Annotated in this window: 15 protein-coding genes; 3 read left to right on the forward strand and 12 right to left on the reverse strand. The window is 70.9% G+C overall.

Annotation, left to right across the window (positions count from 1 at the left end):
- Positions 1–39: 39 nt before the first annotated feature.
- Positions 40–1,653 (forward strand): FMN-binding glutamate synthase family protein, encoded by a 1,614-nt coding sequence (locus VFH10_RS12690; protein WP_325129067.1) that lies wholly within the window; start codon positions 40–42, stop codon positions 1,651–1,653.
- A 36-nt stretch (positions 1,654–1,689) separates the two neighbouring features.
- Here VFH10_RS12690 and VFH10_RS12695 read toward each other — a convergent pair whose 3' ends face one another.
- The 5 genes from VFH10_RS12695 to VFH10_RS12715 form a co-directional block, all read right to left on the reverse strand.
- Entirely contained in the window at positions 1,690–3,033 is a 1,344-nt protein-coding gene (locus tag VFH10_RS12695) for an RNA polymerase sigma factor (RefSeq protein WP_325129069.1), read from the reverse strand.
- Positions 3,006–3,416, reverse strand: coding sequence for a YciI family protein (locus VFH10_RS12700; protein WP_325129093.1), 411 nt, complete (start codon positions 3,414–3,416; stop codon positions 3,006–3,008). Before VFH10_RS12700 ends, VFH10_RS12695 begins: the two co-directional genes overlap by 28 nt.
- A gap of 107 nt (positions 3,417–3,523) precedes the next feature.
- Complete coding sequence (locus VFH10_RS12705) at positions 3,524–5,647, reverse strand: DEAD/DEAH box helicase (RefSeq protein ID WP_325129071.1); 2,124 nt, start codon at positions 5,645–5,647, stop codon at positions 3,524–3,526.
- Between the two features lie 411 nt (positions 5,648–6,058).
- The gene (gene katG, locus VFH10_RS12710) at positions 6,059–8,254 is read right to left on the reverse strand and encodes a catalase/peroxidase HPI (protein ID WP_325129073.1); all 2,196 of its coding nucleotides are present in this window, start codon (positions 8,252–8,254) and stop codon (positions 6,059–6,061) included.
- A 45-nt stretch (positions 8,255–8,299) separates the two neighbouring features.
- Complete coding sequence (locus tag VFH10_RS12715) at positions 8,300–8,701, reverse strand: Fur family transcriptional regulator (protein WP_325129095.1); 402 nt, start codon at positions 8,699–8,701, stop codon at positions 8,300–8,302.
- 157 nt (positions 8,702–8,858) lie between these two features.
- Between VFH10_RS12715 and VFH10_RS12720 the strand changes: the two genes are divergently transcribed.
- Positions 8,859–9,464: a rhomboid family intramembrane serine protease gene (locus VFH10_RS12720; protein ID WP_325129075.1), complete on the forward strand. Its 606-nt coding sequence runs from the start codon at positions 8,859–8,861 to the stop codon at positions 9,462–9,464.
- Positions 9,465–9,501: 37 nt separating this feature from the next.
- Here the strand turns inward: VFH10_RS12720 and VFH10_RS12725 are convergent, their stop codons facing one another.
- A complete protein-coding gene (locus VFH10_RS12725; RefSeq protein WP_325129077.1) occupies positions 9,502–10,161 on the reverse strand; it encodes a response regulator transcription factor in 660 nt (219 codons plus the stop codon).
- Positions 10,158–11,522: a sensor histidine kinase gene (locus tag VFH10_RS12730; protein ID WP_325129079.1), complete on the reverse strand. Its 1,365-nt coding sequence runs from the start codon at positions 11,520–11,522 to the stop codon at positions 10,158–10,160. The genes VFH10_RS12725 and VFH10_RS12730 overlap by 4 nt, the downstream gene beginning before the upstream one ends.
- Before the next feature lie 289 nt (positions 11,523–11,811).
- On the opposite strand from VFH10_RS12730, the gene VFH10_RS12735 reads away from it, so the two are divergent.
- Positions 11,812–12,381, forward strand: a complete 570-nt coding sequence (locus VFH10_RS12735; RefSeq protein ID WP_325129081.1) for an NADPH-dependent FMN reductase — start codon at positions 11,812–11,814, stop codon at positions 12,379–12,381.
- 5 nt (positions 12,382–12,386) lie between these two features.
- Here the strand turns inward: VFH10_RS12735 and VFH10_RS12740 are convergent, their stop codons facing one another.
- The 5 genes from VFH10_RS12740 to VFH10_RS12760 all read right to left on the reverse strand — a co-directional run bounded on the left by VFH10_RS12740 (position 12,387) and on the right by VFH10_RS12760 (position 18,783).
- Positions 12,387–13,307 carry a pseudouridine-5'-phosphate glycosidase gene (locus VFH10_RS12740; RefSeq protein WP_325129083.1) on the reverse strand — a complete coding sequence of 307 codons (921 nt, stop codon included), beginning with the start codon at positions 13,305–13,307 and terminating at the stop codon, positions 12,387–12,389.
- Positions 13,304–14,398: a carbohydrate kinase gene (locus VFH10_RS12745; protein WP_325129085.1), complete on the reverse strand. Its 1,095-nt coding sequence runs from the start codon at positions 14,396–14,398 to the stop codon at positions 13,304–13,306. The genes VFH10_RS12740 and VFH10_RS12745 overlap by 4 nt, the downstream gene beginning before the upstream one ends.
- Positions 14,399–14,478: 80 nt before the next feature.
- The gene (locus VFH10_RS12750) at positions 14,479–15,459 is read right to left on the reverse strand and encodes an electron transfer flavoprotein subunit alpha/FixB family protein (protein WP_325129088.1); all 981 of its coding nucleotides are present in this window, start codon (positions 15,457–15,459) and stop codon (positions 14,479–14,481) included.
- Entirely contained in the window at positions 15,456–16,229 is a 774-nt protein-coding gene (locus tag VFH10_RS12755; RefSeq protein WP_325129090.1) for a hypothetical protein, read from the reverse strand. Before VFH10_RS12755 ends, VFH10_RS12750 begins: the two co-directional genes overlap by 4 nt.
- Positions 16,230–16,257: 28 nt before the next feature.
- The gene (locus VFH10_RS12760) at positions 16,258–18,783 is read right to left on the reverse strand and encodes an FAD-dependent oxidoreductase (RefSeq protein WP_325129092.1); all 2,526 of its coding nucleotides are present in this window, start codon (positions 18,781–18,783) and stop codon (positions 16,258–16,260) included.
- Positions 18,784–18,882 lie beyond the last annotated feature (99 nt).

An 18,882-nucleotide genomic window follows, 5' to 3' on the forward strand; every position in this document is an offset into this window, starting at 1 on the left:
GCGGGCTTTGCATCGGCTCGTTCCGGGTACCCGAGGACCATGAGAAAGCTCTGGACGGCCGCCCCCGCGGCAGCAGTGCTCGCCGCGGTCGCCACCCACGACCTCGTGCAGCGACGACACGCGATCCTGCGCAACTTCCCCGTGCTGGGCCATGCGCGGTTCCTGCTGGAGTCGGTGGGCCCGGAGCTCCGCCAGTACATCGTGGCCGGAAACGACGAGGAGCGACCGTTCAGCCGGGATCAGCGGCGCTGGGTCTATGCCTCGGCCAAGCTGCAGAACAACTACTTCGGGTTCGGCTCGGACAACGACTTCGAGCACACCGACGGCAACGTGATCGTCCATCACCGCACGTTCGGCCGCGCCTACCCCACGCACGGCGCGGTCGGGCAGGATGCGCGGCTTCCCTCCGCCAAGGTGCTGGGCGGCCCGCGAGGACGGCGTCATGCCTTCCGCCCTGAGTCGGTGGTCAACGTCTCGGGCATGAGCTACGGGTCGCTCTCCGGCAACGCCATCGAGGCGATCAACCGGGGCGCGGCCGCCGCGGGCTGCCTGCACAACACCGGCGAGGGCGCGGTCTCCCGCTACCACCGCAACGGCGCGGACCTCATCTTCCAGATCGGCACGGCATACTTCGGCTGCCGCGACGACGAGGGCCGGTTCAGCCTCCCGCGGCTCAAGGAGCTGGTCGACAGCACCCCGATCCGGGCCCTGGAGATCAAGCTCAGCCAGGGGGCCAAGCCCGGCCTGGGTGGCGTGCTGCCCGCCGCGAAGGTGTCGGCGGAGATCGCCCGCACGCGCGGCGTTCCCGAGGGGGTGGACTGCCTGAGCCCGTCACGGCACTCGGAGTTCGGGGACGTCGACTCGATGCTCGACTTCGTGGAGCTGCTCGCCGACGAGACGGGCCTGCCCGTGGGGATCAAGTCGGCGGTCGGCGACCTGGGCTTCTGGCGCGACCTCGCCGAGGCGATGTCAGGCGGGGCCCGTGGCGTCGACTTCATCTCCATCGACGGCGGCGAGGGTGGCACGGGCGCCTCGCCACTGATCTTCACCGATGCCGTCTCGCTCCCCTTCCGGCTCGGGTTCTCCCGCGTCTACGCCGAGTTCGCCCGTCGCGGCATCCACGAGAACGTCACCTTCATCGGCGCCGGCAAGCTCGGGCTGCCCGACAACGCGGTCGTCGCGTTCGCACTAGGGGCCGACATGGTCAGCGTGGCACGCGAGGCCATGCTGGCGGTCGGCTGCATCCAGGCCCAGAAGTGCCACACCGGCGAGTGTCCCACCGGGGTCGCCACCCAGAACCCCTGGCTGGCGCACGGCCTGGATCCGGCGTCGAAGGCCGAGCGGGTCACCAACTACGTCAAGACGTTGCGGCGCGACCTGCTGAAGGTCTCCGAGACCTGCGGCGTCGAGCACCCCGCTCTCATCGGGCCCGATGCCGTGGAGATCCTCGAGGCCCAGGGTGCCGGACAGCTGCTCGACCAGGTCTACGGATACGAGCCGGGGTGGGGGTTCCCGTCGGCGCGGGACCGCGAGGAGATCGTCGCGATCATGTCCGCGCTCCCCGAGGAGGAGACCCGGACCGAAGGTCCGCCCGAGACCGCTGAGAGCGGCGAGCAGGGCGACGACGCTGCGGGTGACCTCTCAGCGGAGTGACCACCTGGGCGGCGACTCCGAGCACCCGACGCCGCGTCACCGGTGCCTGCGCGAGCTCTCCGTGTTCTGGTCCAGGGCCGACAGCTTGTCGCGAAGCAGGTCTCGTTCTCGCTCGTTGCCACACAGGCGGACCGCGAGCTCGAGCTCCCGCCTGGCCTCGTCCGTGCGTCCGAGGCGGGTGAGCAGCTCGCCGCGGACGCTGGGCAGCAGGTGCGAGCCGGGGAGGCTGCCCGCCGCCACCAGGTCGTCGACAATGGGCAGGGCGGCCGCCGGCCCCTGCGCCACGGAGATCGCGACCGCGCGGTTCAGCTCCACGACCGGCGACGGCGCCAGCCGGCCGAGTGCCTCGTACAGCAGCACGATCCGCTCCCAGTCCGTCTCGTCGACGGAGGGGGCGACGGCGTGACACTCGGCGATCGCCGCCTGTACGCCGTACGCGCCGAGGCCGCGGCCGGCCCTGCCCGCTCGTGCGAGCGCCGCGCGGCCGCGCCGGATCGCGGACCCGTCCCAGCGACGGCGGTCCTGCTGCTCCAGCAGGACTGGCTCACCGCGCTCACCCACCCGCGCCGGGAACCGGGCCGACGTGAGCTCGAGCAGCGCGAGCAACCCGAGCACCTCGGGCTCGTCCGGCACCAGCCGAGCGAGCACACGAGCCAGCCGCACCGCCTCGCCAGCCAGGTCCGACCGGATCCACTCGGCGCCGGACGTGGCGGTCGATCCCTCGGTGAACACGAGGTAGATCACGCTCAGCACCGATCCCAGGCGTTGCTGGCGCTCCTCCGGTGAGGGCACGGCGAACGGCACCTGCGCGGCCGCGAGCGTCTTCTTGGCCCGGCTGATCCTGGCCTGCACGGTCGCGGTCGGCACCAGGAACGCCCGGGCGATCTCGTCGCTGCTCAGGCCGACCAGGACGCGGAGCGTGAGTGCCACCCTGGCCTCACGCGAGACGACCGGGTGACAGGCGATGAACATCAGTGCCAGCACGTCGTCGTCGATCCGGTCCGGGTCCCACAGCACGTCGTCGGGTTCCGGCGTCGCCCCGGCGCCCGTCGCGCCCGAGACGGCGCCGCCCTCACCCAGATCGCGGGCGAGGGCGGCGTACCTCTCGTCGAGGGCGGAGCGCCGGCGGAAGGTGTCGATGGCTCGGCGACGCCCGACGGTGAGCAGCCAGCCGGCCGGATGGCTCGGTACGCCGTCCCGCGGCCAGGTGACCAGTGCTTCCGCGAGAGCCTCCTGGGCGAGGTCCTCGGCCAGGGCGAAGTCGCCGGTGTAGCGGGCCAGGGTGCCGACGATCCGTGCGGACTCGATCCGCCAGACCGCCTCGACGGCCTGACGTCCGGAGCCGGCCGGGCTCACAGCTGCCCGGTTGCCTCGCGCCAAGCCCGCTCCTTCTGGATCCACTCGTTGTCCTGCGGGAACTCGTCGATGCGGGTCACCCGGCGGATCTCGGTCTTCAGCCCGGGGCCGGTCATGGGTGCCCGCTTGGCCCACTCGACCGCCTCCTCCTTGGACGCGACGTCGAGGATCCAGAAGCCGCCGAACAGCTCCTTGGCCTCGCCGTACGGCCCGTCCGTGACGACCGGGGGCTCCGCGGAGAAGTCCACGACCACGCCCTGAGCGGCGTCGTCGAGACCCTCCGCCGCCACCAGCACCCCCGCGGAGATCATCGCCTCGTTGTAGCGGCCCATCTCCTCCATGATCTTCTCGAAGTCGACGTCCTGGAAGGACTCCACGGCCTCGTCGGTCGCGCGCATGATCAGCATGTACTTCACGGTTCGCTCCTGGTGTTTCCGGGTCCCGTTCGGACCCTCTCACCCGTAGGTCGAACGGTGAAGCCCAGGATCGACATCGGGTCCGAAGGAGTTTCCGGTCAGTCCTGTCGCGCGGTCAGGGCCTCGGTGAGCATCGAGACCAGCGCCTCGAGCTGGATGTCGGCGGTGGCCCCGACCTCCTCGCCGGAGCCGTCGAGCGCGGTGGCGGCCAGCGACGCCTTGGCGTCGATGAGCTCCGCGATCTTGGCGTCGATCGTCTGGGCGGCGATGATCCGCCAGGCGGTCACGGGGTCGGCCTGGCCGATCCGGTGGACCCGGTCGATCGCCTGGGTCTGCTCCGCGTGCGTCCACGAGAGCTCCGCGAGCACCACGTTGCTGGAGACCTGGAGGTTCAGCCCGACGCCGGCGGCGGTCAGGGAGCAGACCACGACCGCCACGTCGGGGTCGTTGACGAACGAGTCGATGTTGCGCTGCCGCACCGAGGGGGTCTGGTCGCCACGCACCGATGCGTAGCGGATCCCGCGCGACTCGAACAGCTCCGAGGCCGCGTCCATCACCTCGATGTGCTTGGCGAAGAACACGATCTTCCCGGCGCTCCGCGCCAGCTGGGCGGCGTAGTCGGCGGCCAGCGTCGCCTTCGCCCGGCCGATGCGTCGGACCATGGCGAACACGTTCTCGGTGGACGACGACTTGGCGGCGTCCGAGAGCTCCCAGCCCGCCACCCGCCGCACCAGCTCCTCGTCGATGCCCTCGACAGTGGTGCCGGACCGTTCCGCGCGCGCGGCGACGGCCGCGTCGTACCGCTGGAGCAGCCGGAGCGCGAGCTCGCGCTCGGCCTCCCGGATCGAGCGCGCGGCGGCGGAGTCGAGCTCGACGGGAAGGTCGGCGATCCGCCGGGCCGGGATCTCGCTGGCCACGTCGTGCTTGCGCCGCCGGACGATGCCGAGGTCGATGACCGCCTGGCGCGCCGCCGGGAGGAACCCGCGGTCGAGCGGGGTGAGACCGGTGTCCTCGAGCTCGGCCATCAGAGACGGCCCGGGCTTCGTCGCGTCGATCCAGCCGAGGAACTGCCAGATGGCGCGGAAGTCCTCGATGTCGTTGATCAGCGGGGTGCCGGTGAGCGCCATCATCAGCGGACGCGCGACCCGTTGCCGGATCCGGTCGGCCACCTCGAGGACGTGCTGGGAGCGCTGGGACTTCTTGTTCTTGATGAAGTGCGCCTCGTCGACGATCATCCCCCGGAAGCCGTGCATGCCGATCCATCCGACGTGGCGGTCCAGGACCTCGTAGTTGACCACGACGATGTCGGCGAACCCGTCGATCGACTCACCGCTGCCGTGGATCACCGTGACGCTGCGCGAAGGGGTCCACTGAGCGGCTTCTCTGGCCCAGTTCGTCTTGACCACGCTCGGCACCACACACAGCAGCGGATAGGCGTTCGCCGCCTGCGCGGCCAGCAGGGCCTGCGCGGTCTTGCCCAGACCGGGCTCGTCCGCGAGCAGGAAGGTCCGGTGCCCGGTGCCCGCCGCGGCGAGCAGGCGGGCCTGGTGCGGCATCAGCTCGAGACCGGCCGGCAGCCGCACGGGCGGCCCCGACTCGGGCAGATCCATGCAGGACGGGCCGCCGGCGGCGTCCTCGAACGAGCGCAGCAGCGGCTCGATCAGCTCCCACCCGGTCAGCCGTCCCGCCTGCGGGCGCCGCTGCGGCGCGGCGGAGAAGTCGGGGGCGAGGAAGGGGTTGGCCAGCTGGGCGGCGATCACGGACTGTGGGACCACCTGGCGGTCGCTGGGCGCGAGGGTGGCCGCCGGCCGAGCCGGTTCGGCCACCGGGTCCGGCTCCAGGCCGCCGGCGACCTGCATCTCGCGCTTGAGCCGACGGGCCGAGTCGCTGACCTCGACACCCTCGCCGAGGAGGTTGAACAAGGAGGGCTCGCGGGCTGCGGTCTGCGCGAGGATCGTCGCGATGCCGTCGAGCCTCTTGAGCTGCGCCTCGCGCTTGGCGTCGGTGAGGGTCGCGTCCGCCTTCACGCGAGCGCGCTCCTCGCGCACCAGCAGCGCAACCACGTGGAATCTGGTTCGCTCGACGTGCCCGCGCTGGAGACGGGTCTCGATCTCGCGGACCGCCTTGGCCAGGACCGGCAGGATGCCGTCGTTGTCACGCGCGCGGCGTTGCGCGGGCTGGGCCGCCCGGGTGTCCCGGGACCGCCGTCGGCGCTGTGCCAACCGAGTCTCCTTCTGCGTTCACGTGTCGCCGGACGCGAACGCCCGGCCCCTCACTACGCCCCGTCCACCATGTCGCTGCGAGCGGCTCGGCTGCGACCTGAGCTGGTCGATCCCTCACGGCCGATTGACGCTCGTCCCCACCGCATGGCTCTGACGGAGCGATCCGGCGTCGGCCGGAGGCTGCCGGCCCGGCGGGAAGAGACCTTCGAGAAGAAAGCAGGGCCGACAAGTCAGTGCAGGCTCGATGATAACCGTTCGAGCCTCACAGCACGATTCCGCCTTCGGACCCGGGCTCCGCTCGACGATCCGCACACAGCGAGCGGCCGGCCCCGGTCAGCACCGGGACCGGCCGCATCCGTCACTCCATCCGCCGAACCTGGAGCCGACGCGCGACCGACCAGGCGGCGGCGGTCAGCGCAGCTCGAACCGGTCCAGGTTCATGACCTTGTCCCACGCGGCCACGAAGTCACGGACGAACTTCTCGTCCGCGTCGTCCGCCCCGTAGACCTCGGCGATGGCCCGCAGCTGCGAGTTGGCACCGAAGACGAGGTCGACAGCCGTGGCGGTCCACCTGACCTCACCGGTGGTGCGGTCGCGGCCCTCGTAGACGTTCTCCGTGGACGTGGACGCCTTCCACTCCGTGCCCAGGTCGAGCAGGCCGGCGAAGAAGTCGTTGCTCAGGGTCTCGCGCCGGTCGGAGAAGACGCCGTGCCGGGTCTGCCCGGTGTTGGCGCCCAGGGCGCGGAGCCCGCCGACCAGCACCGACATCTCGGGAGCGGTCAGGGTCAGCAGGTTCGCCCGGTCCAGCAGCAACATCTCGGGCGACATCTTCTCGCCCGCCCTGAGGTAGTTGCGGAAGCCGTCCGCCCTCGGCTCGAGCACCGAGAAGGAGTCGACATCCGTCTGCTCCTGGGTGGCGTCGGTCCGTCCCGGTGCGAACGGGACAGTGACGTCGTGGCCGGCGTTCTTCGCGGCCCGCTCGACGGCCGCGCAGCCGCCGAGGACGATCAGGTCGGCGAGCGAGATCCGCTTGTCACCTTGCTGCGCGTCGTTGAACTCCTGCTGCACCCGCTCGAGGGTCTCCAGCACCTCCGCGAGCTCGGACGGCTGGTTGACCTCCCAGCTCCGCTGCGGCTCGAGGCGGATGCGGGCGCCGTTGGCCCCGCCGCGCTTGTCGGTGCCGCGGAAGGAGGCAGCCGACGCCCACGCAGTGCTGACGAGCTGGGAGACGGACAGCCCGGAGTCGAGAATCTTCCCCTTCAGGGTGGCGATCTCCTCGTCTCCGACGAGGTCGTGGTCCACCGCCGGGACGGGGTCCTGCCAGAGCTGCGCCTCGGGCACCCACGGGCCGAGGAAGCGAGAGACGGGGCCCATGTCGCGGTGCAGCAGCTTGTACCAGGCCTTGGCGAACGCGTCCGCGAGCTCGTCGGGGTTCTCCATGAAGCGGCGCGAGATCTTCTCGTACGCCGGGTCTTGGCGCAGCGCGAGGTCGGTGGTGGCCATCATCGGGGCGTGCCGGACCGACGGGTCGTGCGCGTCGGGCACGGCGTCGGCTGCGGCGCCGTCCTTCGGCTTCCACTGCTTAGCGCCGGCGGGGCTCTCGGCGAGCTCCCACTCGAAGCCGAAGAGCGTCTCGAAGAAGCTGTTGTCCCAGGTAGTCGGCGTCGGGGTCCAGGCGCCTTCGAGACCGCTGGTGATCGTGTCCTTGCCCTTGCCGCTGCCGTAGGAGTTCTTCCAGCCGAGGCCCTGCTCCTCCAGCGGGGCGGCCTCCGGCTCGGGTCCGACGTACTCGGGCGAGACCGCTCCGTGGGTCTTGCCGAACGTGTGCCCGCCGGCGATGAGCGCCACCGTCTCCTCGTCGTTCATCGCCATCCGACGGAACGTCTCGCGGATGTCGCGGGCGGCTGCCACCGGGTCCGGGTTGCCGTTGGGACCCTCCGGGTTGACGTAGATCAGACCCATCTGGACGGCGCCCAGCGGACCGGAGAGCTCGCGGTCGCCGCTGTAGCGCTCGTCCCCGAGCCAGGCGTCCTCGGGACCCCAGAAGATCTCCTCCGGCTCCCAGATGTCCTCGCGTCCGAAGCCGAACCCGAAGGTCTTGAAACCCATGGACTCGAGGGCGCAGTTGCCGGCGAACACCAGGAGGTCGGCCCAGGAGATCTTCTGGCCGTACTTCTGCTTGACCGGCCACAACAGCCGCCGGGCCTTGTCGAGGTTCGCGTTGTCCGGCCAGCTGTTCAGGGGTGCGAACCGCTGGGAGCCGTCGGCTCCGCCGCCGCGGCCGTCCTCGATGCGGTAGGTCCCGGCGGAGTGCCAGCTCATCCGGATGAACAGCGGTCCGTAGTGCCCGTAGTCGGCCGGCCACCAGTCCTGCGACGTCGTCATCAGCTCGAAGACGTCCTGCTTGAGCGCCTCGACGTCGAGCTGCTCGAACTGCTCGGCATATCGGTAGTCCGTCCCCATCGGGTTGGACCGCTCCGAGTGCTGGTGGAGCACCTGCAGGTTCAGCTGGTTGGGCCACCAGTCCTGGTTGGTGTGCGGACGACTCGCGGCGGGAGTCGGGGTGGGGATCGCCGGGTTCTCGCTCTCGCTGCCGTGCTCAGTCACGTCGGTCGCTCTCCTTCGTCGCTGATGTTCGGATGGCTTTGCCGTTCACGTCGATGCCGCCACACACGTGGGACATCGGCCCCGGTAGACGACCTCCGCCTCGTCGATCCGGTAGCCGTGGTCGTCCGACGCGGTCAGGCACGGTGCGGCGCCGACCGCGCAGTCCACGTCGGCGATGGCCCCGCAGGTCCGGCACACCACGTGGTGGTGGTTGTCCCCGACCCGGGCCTCGTATCGAGCCACCGAGCCGGGTGGCTGGATGCGCCTGAGCAGACCGACGTCGGTCAGCACACGCAGCACGTCGTACACAGCCTGGTGGGAGACCTCGCCGAGATCGGCGCGCACGAGGCCGATGATCGTGTCCGTGTCGGCATGCGGCTGGTCGCGCACGGCCGAAAGGACCGCGACCCGGGGACGCGTGACCCGCAGCGCCGCTCCCCGCAGCATGCCTTCGAGTTCGGAGTCCGTGGGCACGCTCCGCAGTATGGTGCACTCTCTTGAACGAGTAAAGATCCCGGCAGCCTCTCGGACGTTCCTGCTGAGCTGGTTCCGCCGACAGTCGTTCCGGGACATTCGGTTGGGCGAGCGCCACTACCGTGTGAGAGTGACCAACTTCGCGGATTCGCGACCGACGGGCTCACGTGTGTGGGACGCCGTGCTGGTCATCGCGGTATTCGTCGGGCTCCTGTACGTCGTGGAGCTGGCCGACACCGTGACCGGCAACCGGCTCGACACCGCCGGGGTCCAGCCCCGGGAGACCGACGGGCTCGACGGGATCCTCTTCGCTCCGCTGCTGCACGGAGGCTGGGCACACCTGGCCGCCAACACCGTCCCGGTGCTGGTGCTCGGCTTCCTGATCCTGCTCAGTGGACTGTCCCGCTGGTTCGCGGTGACCGTGGTCGTGTGGGTGGTCGGCGGCTTGGGCGTCTGGCTCACCGGCCCCGAGAACACCGTTCACATCGGCGCCTCCGTCCTGGCGTTCGGCTGGCTCGCGTACCTGCTGCTTCGCGGGCTGTTCTCCAGGTCGGTCGGGCAGATCCTGGTCGGGGTCGCACTGCTGTTCCTGTACGGCGGGCTGCTCGTGGGCGTGCTTCCCGGGACTCCCGGGGTGTCCTGGCAGGGCCACCTGTTCGGCGCACTCGGCGGTGCGCTGGCAGCGTGGTGGTTCGGGCAGCGGGACCGTGCGCGGCGGCCCACGCCGGTCAGGTAGACGTCCCCGCCGCAACGGCCGCGCCCGCCCGCTGCGGCTATCGGCGTACGACGACGTCGTCGAGGTTCTGGCTGGCCCAGATGGCGGCACTGGTCCGCTCCGAGACGCCGATGTTGGCGTAGAGGTTGCTGAGGTACGCCTTGACCGTCTTCTCCTGGATCCCGAGCCGCTCGGCGATGAGCCTGTTGCTGAGGCCCTCCCGGAGCAGCATCATCACGTCGTGCTCCCGTCGGGTGAGGACGACCTTGGGCGGCGCGGACTCGGGGCTGCGAATCAGGTACCGAGCGATCCGCGGGTCCAGCGGCGCCTCCCCTCGGCTGGCCGCGCGGACGGCCGCGACCAGGTGGTCCGCGTCGGTGTCCTTCAGCAGGTACCCGGACGCGCCGAGGGCGATCGCCTCGGTGACGTCGCGGACGTCCGTGCTCGCCGTGAGCACGAGTACCGCGGTCCTCGGCGCCGCCTCGAGGATCAGCCGCAGGGTCTCCAGCCCCCCGGGGCCGGGCATCCCCAGGTCGAGCACGACCACGTCGGGGGCGTGCTGCTGGAGGACGCGCAGGCACTCGTCCCCGCTGGTGACGGCGTCGATCACGTCGACGTTGGCGGCCGCCGACAGCAGGGACCGAAGGCCCAGGAGCACCGTGGGGTGGTCGTCGACGAGGAGGACGCGTGTGGAGGCCTCGGACTGGGTGGTGGTCACAACGCCAGCTCCACCCGTACCTCGGTGCCGGCACCGGGCGCGGTCCACACCTCGACCGCTCCGCGATGTCCGGTGGCGATGTCCGCCAGCGCCTCCAGGCCCAGGTGCCCCTGCTCCGAGCCGGGCGCAGTCGTGTCCATCCCGCGCCCGTCGTCGTGCACCAGGATGGTCAGGGACTCCTCACCACGTTCGATCCTGACGTCGACGTGGCTTGCCTCGGCGTGCCGGATGACGTTGCGCAGCAGCTCCTTGACGCAGAGGTGCGCGACCTCGACCATCTCTGCGTCGAGGTCGCGGTCGAGCTCGGGCGAAGGCAGGATCTCGACGCTGACGGCCACGCCGCGGGTGCGCAGGGGCTGGGCGAGGTCGTCGACCGCCTGGGCGAACCCCACCTGGTGGATCGAGCGCGGGTGCAGCTCCACGATTCCGGCCCGCAGCCCCTGCACGCTCTCCCTGAGGGACGCGGACGCCGCGCTCAGGAGGTCGTCTGCCCTCGTCACGTTGCCCTCACGCATCGCTGACCGGGCGCCTTCCACGACGTAGGCGGTGCCGACCAGGTCCTGCACCGGTCCGTCGTGCAGGTTGCGGGCCAGCAGACGCCGGTCCCTCTCGGCCGAGGCACGGCCGTGCTCGTCGACGTGCCGCTGCCGTCGCCGGAGCCATCGCATGTTCATCAGCCCGATCGCGAGCTGCACCGCAGCCAGCGCGACGAAGCCGACCAGCGCCAGCCCGACGAGGGTGCTGAGCACGGCCTCGCGCTGCTGGATCACGCGGTCGTAGCTGAGGTACGCCTCGAACAGGATCCGCCCACCGCCCTGGCTCGGCACCGGGTCGTAGACCTCGATGAGCTGGGAGCCGAACGGTCGCTCGCTCCGGCTCTCGCTGTCGCTGAGGTCGCTGACCTCCTCGACCGCCGTGTTGCTCGTCAGGGCTGTCCGCTTGTGGTCCGACAGCGGGTAGAACCGGCCGACCTCGGTCAGGTCGTTGCTGTAGAGCACCTCCCCGGCCGGCGACCAGACCTTGATCCGGAGGACCTCCGTGTTGCCGACCAGATGGTCGCGCACGACCACGTCGAGCTGGTTCCGGGCGGCCTGGTCATGCTCCAGGAGCTTTCGCGCCATCTCCGGGTCGACGAACGTGTCGGCCAGCATCTCGGTGAACCGGCGGGCGTCGACCAGGGCCTGCCGTTCGGCCAGTCGGGCTCCGACCACGAGACCGAACCCGACCATCAGGCACAGCGCGAGCAGGCTGCCGACCACCAGTCGCCAGGTCGTCCAGTCCCGCTGGTACCGGGAGAGTCGCGTTCCGCGGGCGTCCGCGAGCACGAGGTGGGAGCGCGACGACTGCGCGACCTGCGGCACGGCCGCCCCTCCCCTCCAGTCGAGTGGTCACCACGCACGACCACCCCGGGCTTCCGGCAGACCTGAGGACGTCGGCGCCCGGTAACCCCGACTTCTCCCCCGAGAAGGAGTATCGAGACGTTTCGTGAAAACTGCGTCAAAGAATCCTCGACCGCGGCGACGAGGCGACCTCGATCCGGAACGACGCGGGCGCCGTTCGCGGGCTTCCGCACGCGGCGCCCGGGTGCCACGCTGAGGAAGGCAGGGACCCCGACACGCCACGGCAGCACCGAGTCCGCGGGAGCGCAGAGTGAAGACCTACAAGATCGGCTACTTCGTGGGCAGCCTGTCCTCGACCTCCATCAACCGGGTCCTGAGCCGAGCGCTCATCCGACTGGCGCCTCAGGACCTCGAGTTCACCGAGATCCCCATCGGGAACCTGGCGCTGTACAGCCCCGACTTCGACAACGACTACCCACCCGAGGCGATGGAGCTCAAGGACGCCATCTCGGCGTCGGACGGTGTGCTCTTCGTGACCCCCGAGTACAACCGCTCGATCCCGGGGGCCCTGAAGAACGCCATCGACTGGGCGTCACGGCCCTGGGGCCAGAACTCCTTCGACCACATGCCCGCCGCCGTGATCGGTGCATCGCCGGGTCCGATCGGGACCGCGGTGGGACAGCAGAGCCTGCGTGCGGTGCTCAGCTTCTGCAACGCACGCCAGATGACCGCTCCCGAGGCCTATGTCCACTACAAGCCGGGCGTCTTCACCGACCAGGGTGAGGTGACGGACGACTCCACGGCATCGTTCCTGCGCGACTTCATGCAGGAGTTCCGGATCCACACCGAGCGCGTGCTCACCGTGATCCCTCGATCCTGACGGGTTCAGAGGGCGGCGTACTCCCGGGCCACCTGCGCACCGAGCCGGGCGTTGTTGTTCACCAGGGCGATGTTCGCCGTGAGGCTGGCGCCCTGGGTGATCTCGACGATCCGCCCTAGCAGGAAGGGGGTGGCCTCCTTGCCGTGGATTCCCTTCTCGTCCATCTCCGCCAGCGCCTGCTCGATGATGCCGCCGATCTCGTCGGCGGGGATCTCGTCCTCGACCGGGATCGGGTTGACGATCGCAACGCCACCGGCCAGCCCCAGCCGCCACTTGGCCGCCATCAGGGCGGCGAACTCCGCAGGGGTGTCGAGCCGCATCGGGGCCTCGTGACCGCTGCTGCGGGAGAAGAACGCCGGGAACTCGCCGGTCCCGTTCGCCACCACCGGCACCCCGAGCGTCTCGAGGGCCTCCAGCGTCAGCCCGATGTCGAGGATGGACTTCACACCGGCCGAGACGACCGCCACGTCGGTCAGGGACAGCTCGGTCACGTCGGCGCTGACGTCGTAGGTCCGTTCCGCGCCCCGATGGACGCCGCCGAGCCCGCCGGTGACGAAGACGGAGATGCCGGCCAGTGCGGCCAACCGCATCGTCGAGGCGACCGTGGTGGCGCCGTGCTTGCCCTGTGCGACGACGTACGGCAGGTCGCGGACGCTGACCTTGGCGACGTCGGGGCTCGTCGCGAGCAGCTCGAGGGCGTCCTGGTCCAGGCCGACGCGCGGGCGCCCGTCGAGCACCGCGATGGTGGCGGGGACCGCTCCACCGTCGCGGATGATCCTCTCGACCTCGGTCGCCATCTCGACGTTCTGCGGGTAGGGCATGCCGTGGCTGATGATGGTGCTCTCCAACGCAACCACGGGTGCGCCGTCCGCGAGCGCCTGCGCCACCTCGTCGGTGAGCTCGAGGTCGGGGTGGGGGGTGTTCATGTCGGGTCCTCCTGGTCGAGTGCGGCCCGGACCAGCCGCGGGGTGAGATCGGGACGCACGGTGTGCGGGCTGTCGATGGTCAGGGCGGCCGCCGCATGCCCGAACCGGGCGGCTTCCTCGGGCGAGCCGCCCGCGAGCAGCGCGTGGCAGAAGGCGGCCAGCATCGCGTCGCCGGCGCCGGTGACGTCCTGGACGCTGGTCGGCAGAGCCGGGATCTCGACGACCTCCTCGGTCGTGCTCAGCACGGAGCCCCGCTCGCCCAGCCGGATCCAGACCAGCTCGACGCCTCGGGAGTGCAGGGAGCGGGCCGCCGCACTCACCTGTCGGTCGGTGCGCGTCGGCAGGTCGGTCAGCGCCGCCAGCTCGTCGCGGTTGGGGGTCACGGCGTACACCCTGGCGTCGAGAGCGTCCTTCAGCCCGGCCGCCTTGGGCACGCTGACCGGCTCGAAGACAGTGCGCACACCCTCCGCCAGGTCGAGCGCGTAGTCGAGGGCCTCGCGCCTGAGGTTGCCGTCGACGACCAGCACTCCGGCGGTCGCGATCACGTCACGCGCCGAGTGCAGCTGTCGTGGGCCGAGCTCGGCCGTCGCCTCCATGTCGGCGATCGCGACGATGAGCTCGCCATCGGCGTCGAGGACCGCGGTATAGGTGCCGGTCGGCCGGTCGGTCCGCGCCACGTGCTCCACGCGTACGCCGGCCGCCGCGGTGTGGTCGAGCAGGTTGTCTCCCAGCCGGTCCCGCCCGACGACGCTGACCAGATGCACCCGGTCCCCGAGCCGGGCGAGGTTCTCGGCGATGTTGCGGGCCACCCCTCCCGGAGCCATCGAACCGTGCCCCGGGTTGCTGGTGTGGCTGGTCGCCGGGGCCGCGCTGCGGGCCTTGAGATCCATGTTGGCGCCGCCGACCACCACGGCGCCGGGCCGCTCGGCCAGCACGTAGCCACGGCCGAGGATCACGCCCTTCTTGCCGAGGTTGGACAGGTGCACGTTGACCGAGGTCCGCGTGGTGCCCAGGGCCGCGGCCAGGGCCTCGGAGCCCATCAGGGGGTCACGGCGCAGCAGGTCGACGATCTGCTGTTCGCGCTCGGTCAACACTTAACTAGAATAAAGGACCTTTACTCCTGACGCAAACGCGAGAGAATGCGGGCTGCGCGTCGATGGGTGTCGTGCCGTCAACCGGCCGTGCGGCGACGAATCTCCGCGTTGATCGCCGGGACCACCTCGTGGAGGTCCCCGATCACGGCGTACGTCGCCTTCGTGACCATCGGCGCATCGGCGTCGGTGTTGATGGCCAGGATGTTCTTGGCCGACGAGCAGCCGGCCCAGTGCTGGATCGCGCCGCTGATCCCGCACGGGATGTAGAGGTCCGGCGCGATCCGGCTGCCGGTCTGCCCCACCTGTTCGTGATGCGGGCGCCAGCCCAGGCTGGTGACCACCCGGGACACACCCAGCGCCCCCCCGAGCAGCTCGGTCAGCTCGAGCAGGTCCCCGAACCCGTCGGCACCGCCCGCTCCCCGGCCGGCGCCGACCACCACCCGCGCGGAGCGCAGACCGCCGGACAGGTCCGGCTCGGGCGCGTCCGTCGACACCACCCGGGCCACCAGGTCCGCCTCGGAGACCTCGGGGGTGCAGTCGACCACGTCCGCCGCCCCGGCGGCGGGCGCGGGTCGCGGCTCCACCGCGTGACCCGCCACGGTCAGCACGGCCGGCTGCCGCTCCAGGCGCATCTCCTCCAGGGCGGCCCCGCCCACCACCTGACGGGTGACGACCAGCGGGGTGACCTCGCTGAACGACAGCACGTTGGCCGCCATCGACACACCCTCTCGCGCCGCGACGTGCGCGAGGACCTCGCCGCCGCGCGGTGTCCCGGCGGCGACCACGAGGGTCGAGCCGGCGCGGCGGCGGGCCTCCTGCACACCGGCCGCCCAAGCGGCCCCGGCGAACGCCGTGAACGCCTCGCCGGCGACCCGGTAGACGGTGCGCACGCCGTACGCCGCCAGCTGGTCGCGCGCCGTGTCGGTCAGGTCGCCGACGGTCACGGCGTCCAGGTCACCGGCGCCGTCCGCCTCGGCCAGTGAGCGGGCGAAGGTGAGGGTTTCGCGCGACACCTCGATCACGCCGGAGCCGTCCGTCTCGACGAGCACCAGGATCATCGCGACAGCACCCCCAGCCGCTCGAGCACGTCGACGACGGCGGGCGCGGCGTCGGCGCCCTTCCCGAGGATCTGGACGTCACTGGGCGCGGGCGGCGGCAGCAGCAGGCGCACCCGGTTCGGCCCGACCGGGTCGGTTGCCGGGGTGCGCTGCTCGATCTGCACCTTCTTCGCCTTCATCCGGCCCTGCACGGAGGGGTAACGCGGCTCCACACCGCCCTCGAGCACGGTCACGACCGCCGGCAGCGGCACCCGGTAGGTCTCGTGACCCTCGGGTCCCGCGCCGCGCGCCGTCACGATGCCGTCGGCGACGGACACGTGGGTGACGCCGTTGACGACGGGCCGGCCGAGCTCGTAGGCGAGCCGGATCCCGACCTGGAAGTCCCCGCTGTCGGCCGCGTCGTTCCCGAGCAGGATCAGGTCATGGGGACGTCCCGCGGCCTCGTGGTCGCGGACGACGCCCGCGATCTCGCGGGCCACGTCGGCCGGGCCGAAGCGCTGCGGGTCGGCGAGGAGGTGCGTGGCAGCGGTGCAGCCCACCGCCAGCGACGTGCGGAGCTGTTCGACGGCGTCCGCGTCGCCCAGGGTGAGCACCGTCGCCTCGCCCCCGTCGGCGGTCACCTGCGCCGCCAGCTCGACCGCACATTCCTCGTGCGCGCTCATGGTGAACCCGGCGTACCTACCGTCGACGGACTGGCCGTCGTCGGTCAGGACGACCTCGCTGGTGGAGTCCGGGACTCGCTTCACGCAGACCAGGACGTTGGTGCTCATGCGGTTGCCCCTCGACGCGGTGGGTTGTTCATCGGATCCTTGCGTTGGCCGGGTCGAACAGTCCGGTCGCGTCCACCGACCCGACGGTGACGGGGTACAGCTCCTCCATGTAGGAGACGGCGAGCTGGTTGCCGACCGTCGCCTGGTCCGGGGGCAGGTAGGCCATCAGCACGTGCTTGCCCAGCGACGGGGCGGACCCGGCACTGGTGACGTAGGGGTGGCGGCCGTGCCCGTCGGTCAGCGGCCGCCCGTCGCAGGTCAGGATCGGCTCGCCGCCCAGCATGTAGCGCTTCACGCCGCTGGCCGAGGTGTGGTCGTCGACCGTCATGGTGCACAGCACCGAGCGTGGTGCGGCCTCCCGCTGCCGGAGGTAGGCCTCCTTGCCGACGAAGTCCGCCGCCTTCACCTTGGGCCGCTGCATCCCGGCCTCGACGATGCTGCGCTCGCCGTCGAGCTCGAAGCCGAACGCGCGGTAGCCCTTCTCGATCCGGCCCGTGGTGCCGTAGACGCCGATGCCGACAGGGACGGCACCGTGCCGGGAGCCCGCCTCCAGCAGGGTCTCCCAGACCACGGCCGCGGAGTCCATCGGGACGTAGAGCTCCCAGCCCAGCTCGCCGACGTAGGAGATGCGCGAGGCCAGGACCGCCGTGCCCTTGACCTGGATCTCCCGGCAGGTGAGGAACCCGAAGCCCGCGTCGGTGACGTCGTCGGAGGTGAGTGAGGCGAGCACGTCGCGGGCACGTGGGCCCCACAGCCCGATGGTGCTCAGGTCGTCCGTGCGGTCGGTCAGCGTCGTGGCACCGTCGTCCACCAGCTGGTCGGTGAACCACTTGCGGTCCGCCATGCCGTGTGCACCGCCGGTGACCACCCGGAAGTGCTCCTCTCCCAGCCGCATCACCGTCAGGTCGGAGCGGAACCCGCCGGCCGGGTCGAGCACCGGGGTGTAGACCACCTTGCCGACCGCAACGTCGCACTGCGCGACGCACGTGCGCTGCACCGATTCCAGTGCACCGGGACCCTCGATGTCGAACACGCAGAACGCCGACAGGTCGATCACCCCTGCCGCCTCGCGCATCCGCAGGTGCTCGGCATTGATGATCGGGCTCCACCAGCGCGAGTCCCACTCGTGCTCGCGCGGCACGACGGCGTCGCCGTACTCCGCGAGTAGAGGGGCGTTGGACTCGTACCAGTGCGGTCGCTCCCACCCCGCGGTCTCGTAGAAGAAGGCACCGAGCTTCTTCTGCGACTCGTGCATCGGGGACAGCCGCTGACCGCGGTCGGACTCGTACTGCTCCGACGGGTGGATGATGCCGTAGGTCTTGATGAACGCCTCGGTCGTGCGCAGCCGGGTGTGCTCGCGCCGCATCTGGTGCCGGTGGAAGCGCGCGATGTCGCTGGTGCTGACGTCGATCTCCGAGTGGCCGTGGGTCATCCACTCCGCCACCGCGCGCCCGACGCCCGGCCCTTCCTTGATCCAGACGGCGGCGGCCGTCCACAGTCCGCCCACCAGGCTCTCGCCCAGGATCGGGTTGCCGTCGCAGGTCAGCGAGAGCAGACCGTTGATCGCGTACCGCATCTCGGCACCGTCGGCGCCGAGCAGCTCGGGCATGAGCTCGTAGGCCTGCTCCAGCTGTGGGTCGAAGTCGTCCGGTGTGAAGGGCATCTCCGTCGGCGACAGCTTGGCCTGGTCGATCGAGGGGATGTCCTCGGGCTCGTGCAGGATCGCCCGGTGGGCGTAGGAGCCGACCTCCATGTCGGCGCCGTGCTGACGCTCGTAGCAGAACGTGTCCATGTCGCGGATGATCGGATGGTTGATCTCGCCGCTGCCGCCGGCCAGCTGCGGGCAGGGACCGACACTGATCATCTGGTGCACGGCCGGGGTCAGCGGGATCGAGATGCCGGCCATGTCGCCGATCTTCGGGCTCCAGACGCCGCAGGCGATGACCACGGCCTCGGTCTCGATGTCGCCCCCGGTCGTCCGCACGCGCGTGATCCGCCGGCGACCGGCGCGGTCCTCGTCGGTGTCGAGGCCGAGCACCTCGACGGTGGGCAGGACGGTCAGCGCCCCGCTCTCGAGCGCGCTCTCGCGCATGATGGTGCCGGCGCGCAGCGAGTCCACCACGCCCACGCTCGGCGTCCAGAACGCCCCGATGAACTGGTCTGTCTCGATGAAGGGCACCTTCTCCTTCACGAACCCCGGGTCGACCAGCTCGGCGTCGATCCCCCAGGCCCGCGCCGAGGACATCCGCCGGCGCAGCTCCTCCATCCGCTCGTCCGTGCGCGCGAGCTCGAAGCCGCCGGACTCGGTGAAGACGCCCATCTCCTTGTACTGGCGCATCGAGTCAAGGGTCAGGTCCGTGATCTCCCGGGAGTGGTCGACCGGGAAGATGAAGTTCGAGGCGTGCCCGGTCGAACCGCCCGGGTTCGGCAGCGGGCCCTTGTCGATCTGAACGATGTCGCGCCAGCCGAGCCGGGCCAGGTGGTGGACGAGGCTGTTGCCGACGATGCCGGCGCCGATGACGACGACGCGGGCGCTGCTGGGAACCGTGGCCATGCGAGGAACTCCTTGTTGCGCATCCCGCAACGTAGTGCGCTATAGGGAACGCGCCCAGTCTGTGTCGTTCGCCTCGCGCCCGTCAAGGGCGACCGGGCG

Source organism: Nocardioides sp. (assembly GCF_035697785.1).
GTDB lineage: Bacteria > Actinomycetota > Actinomycetes > Propionibacteriales > Nocardioidaceae > Nocardioides_B.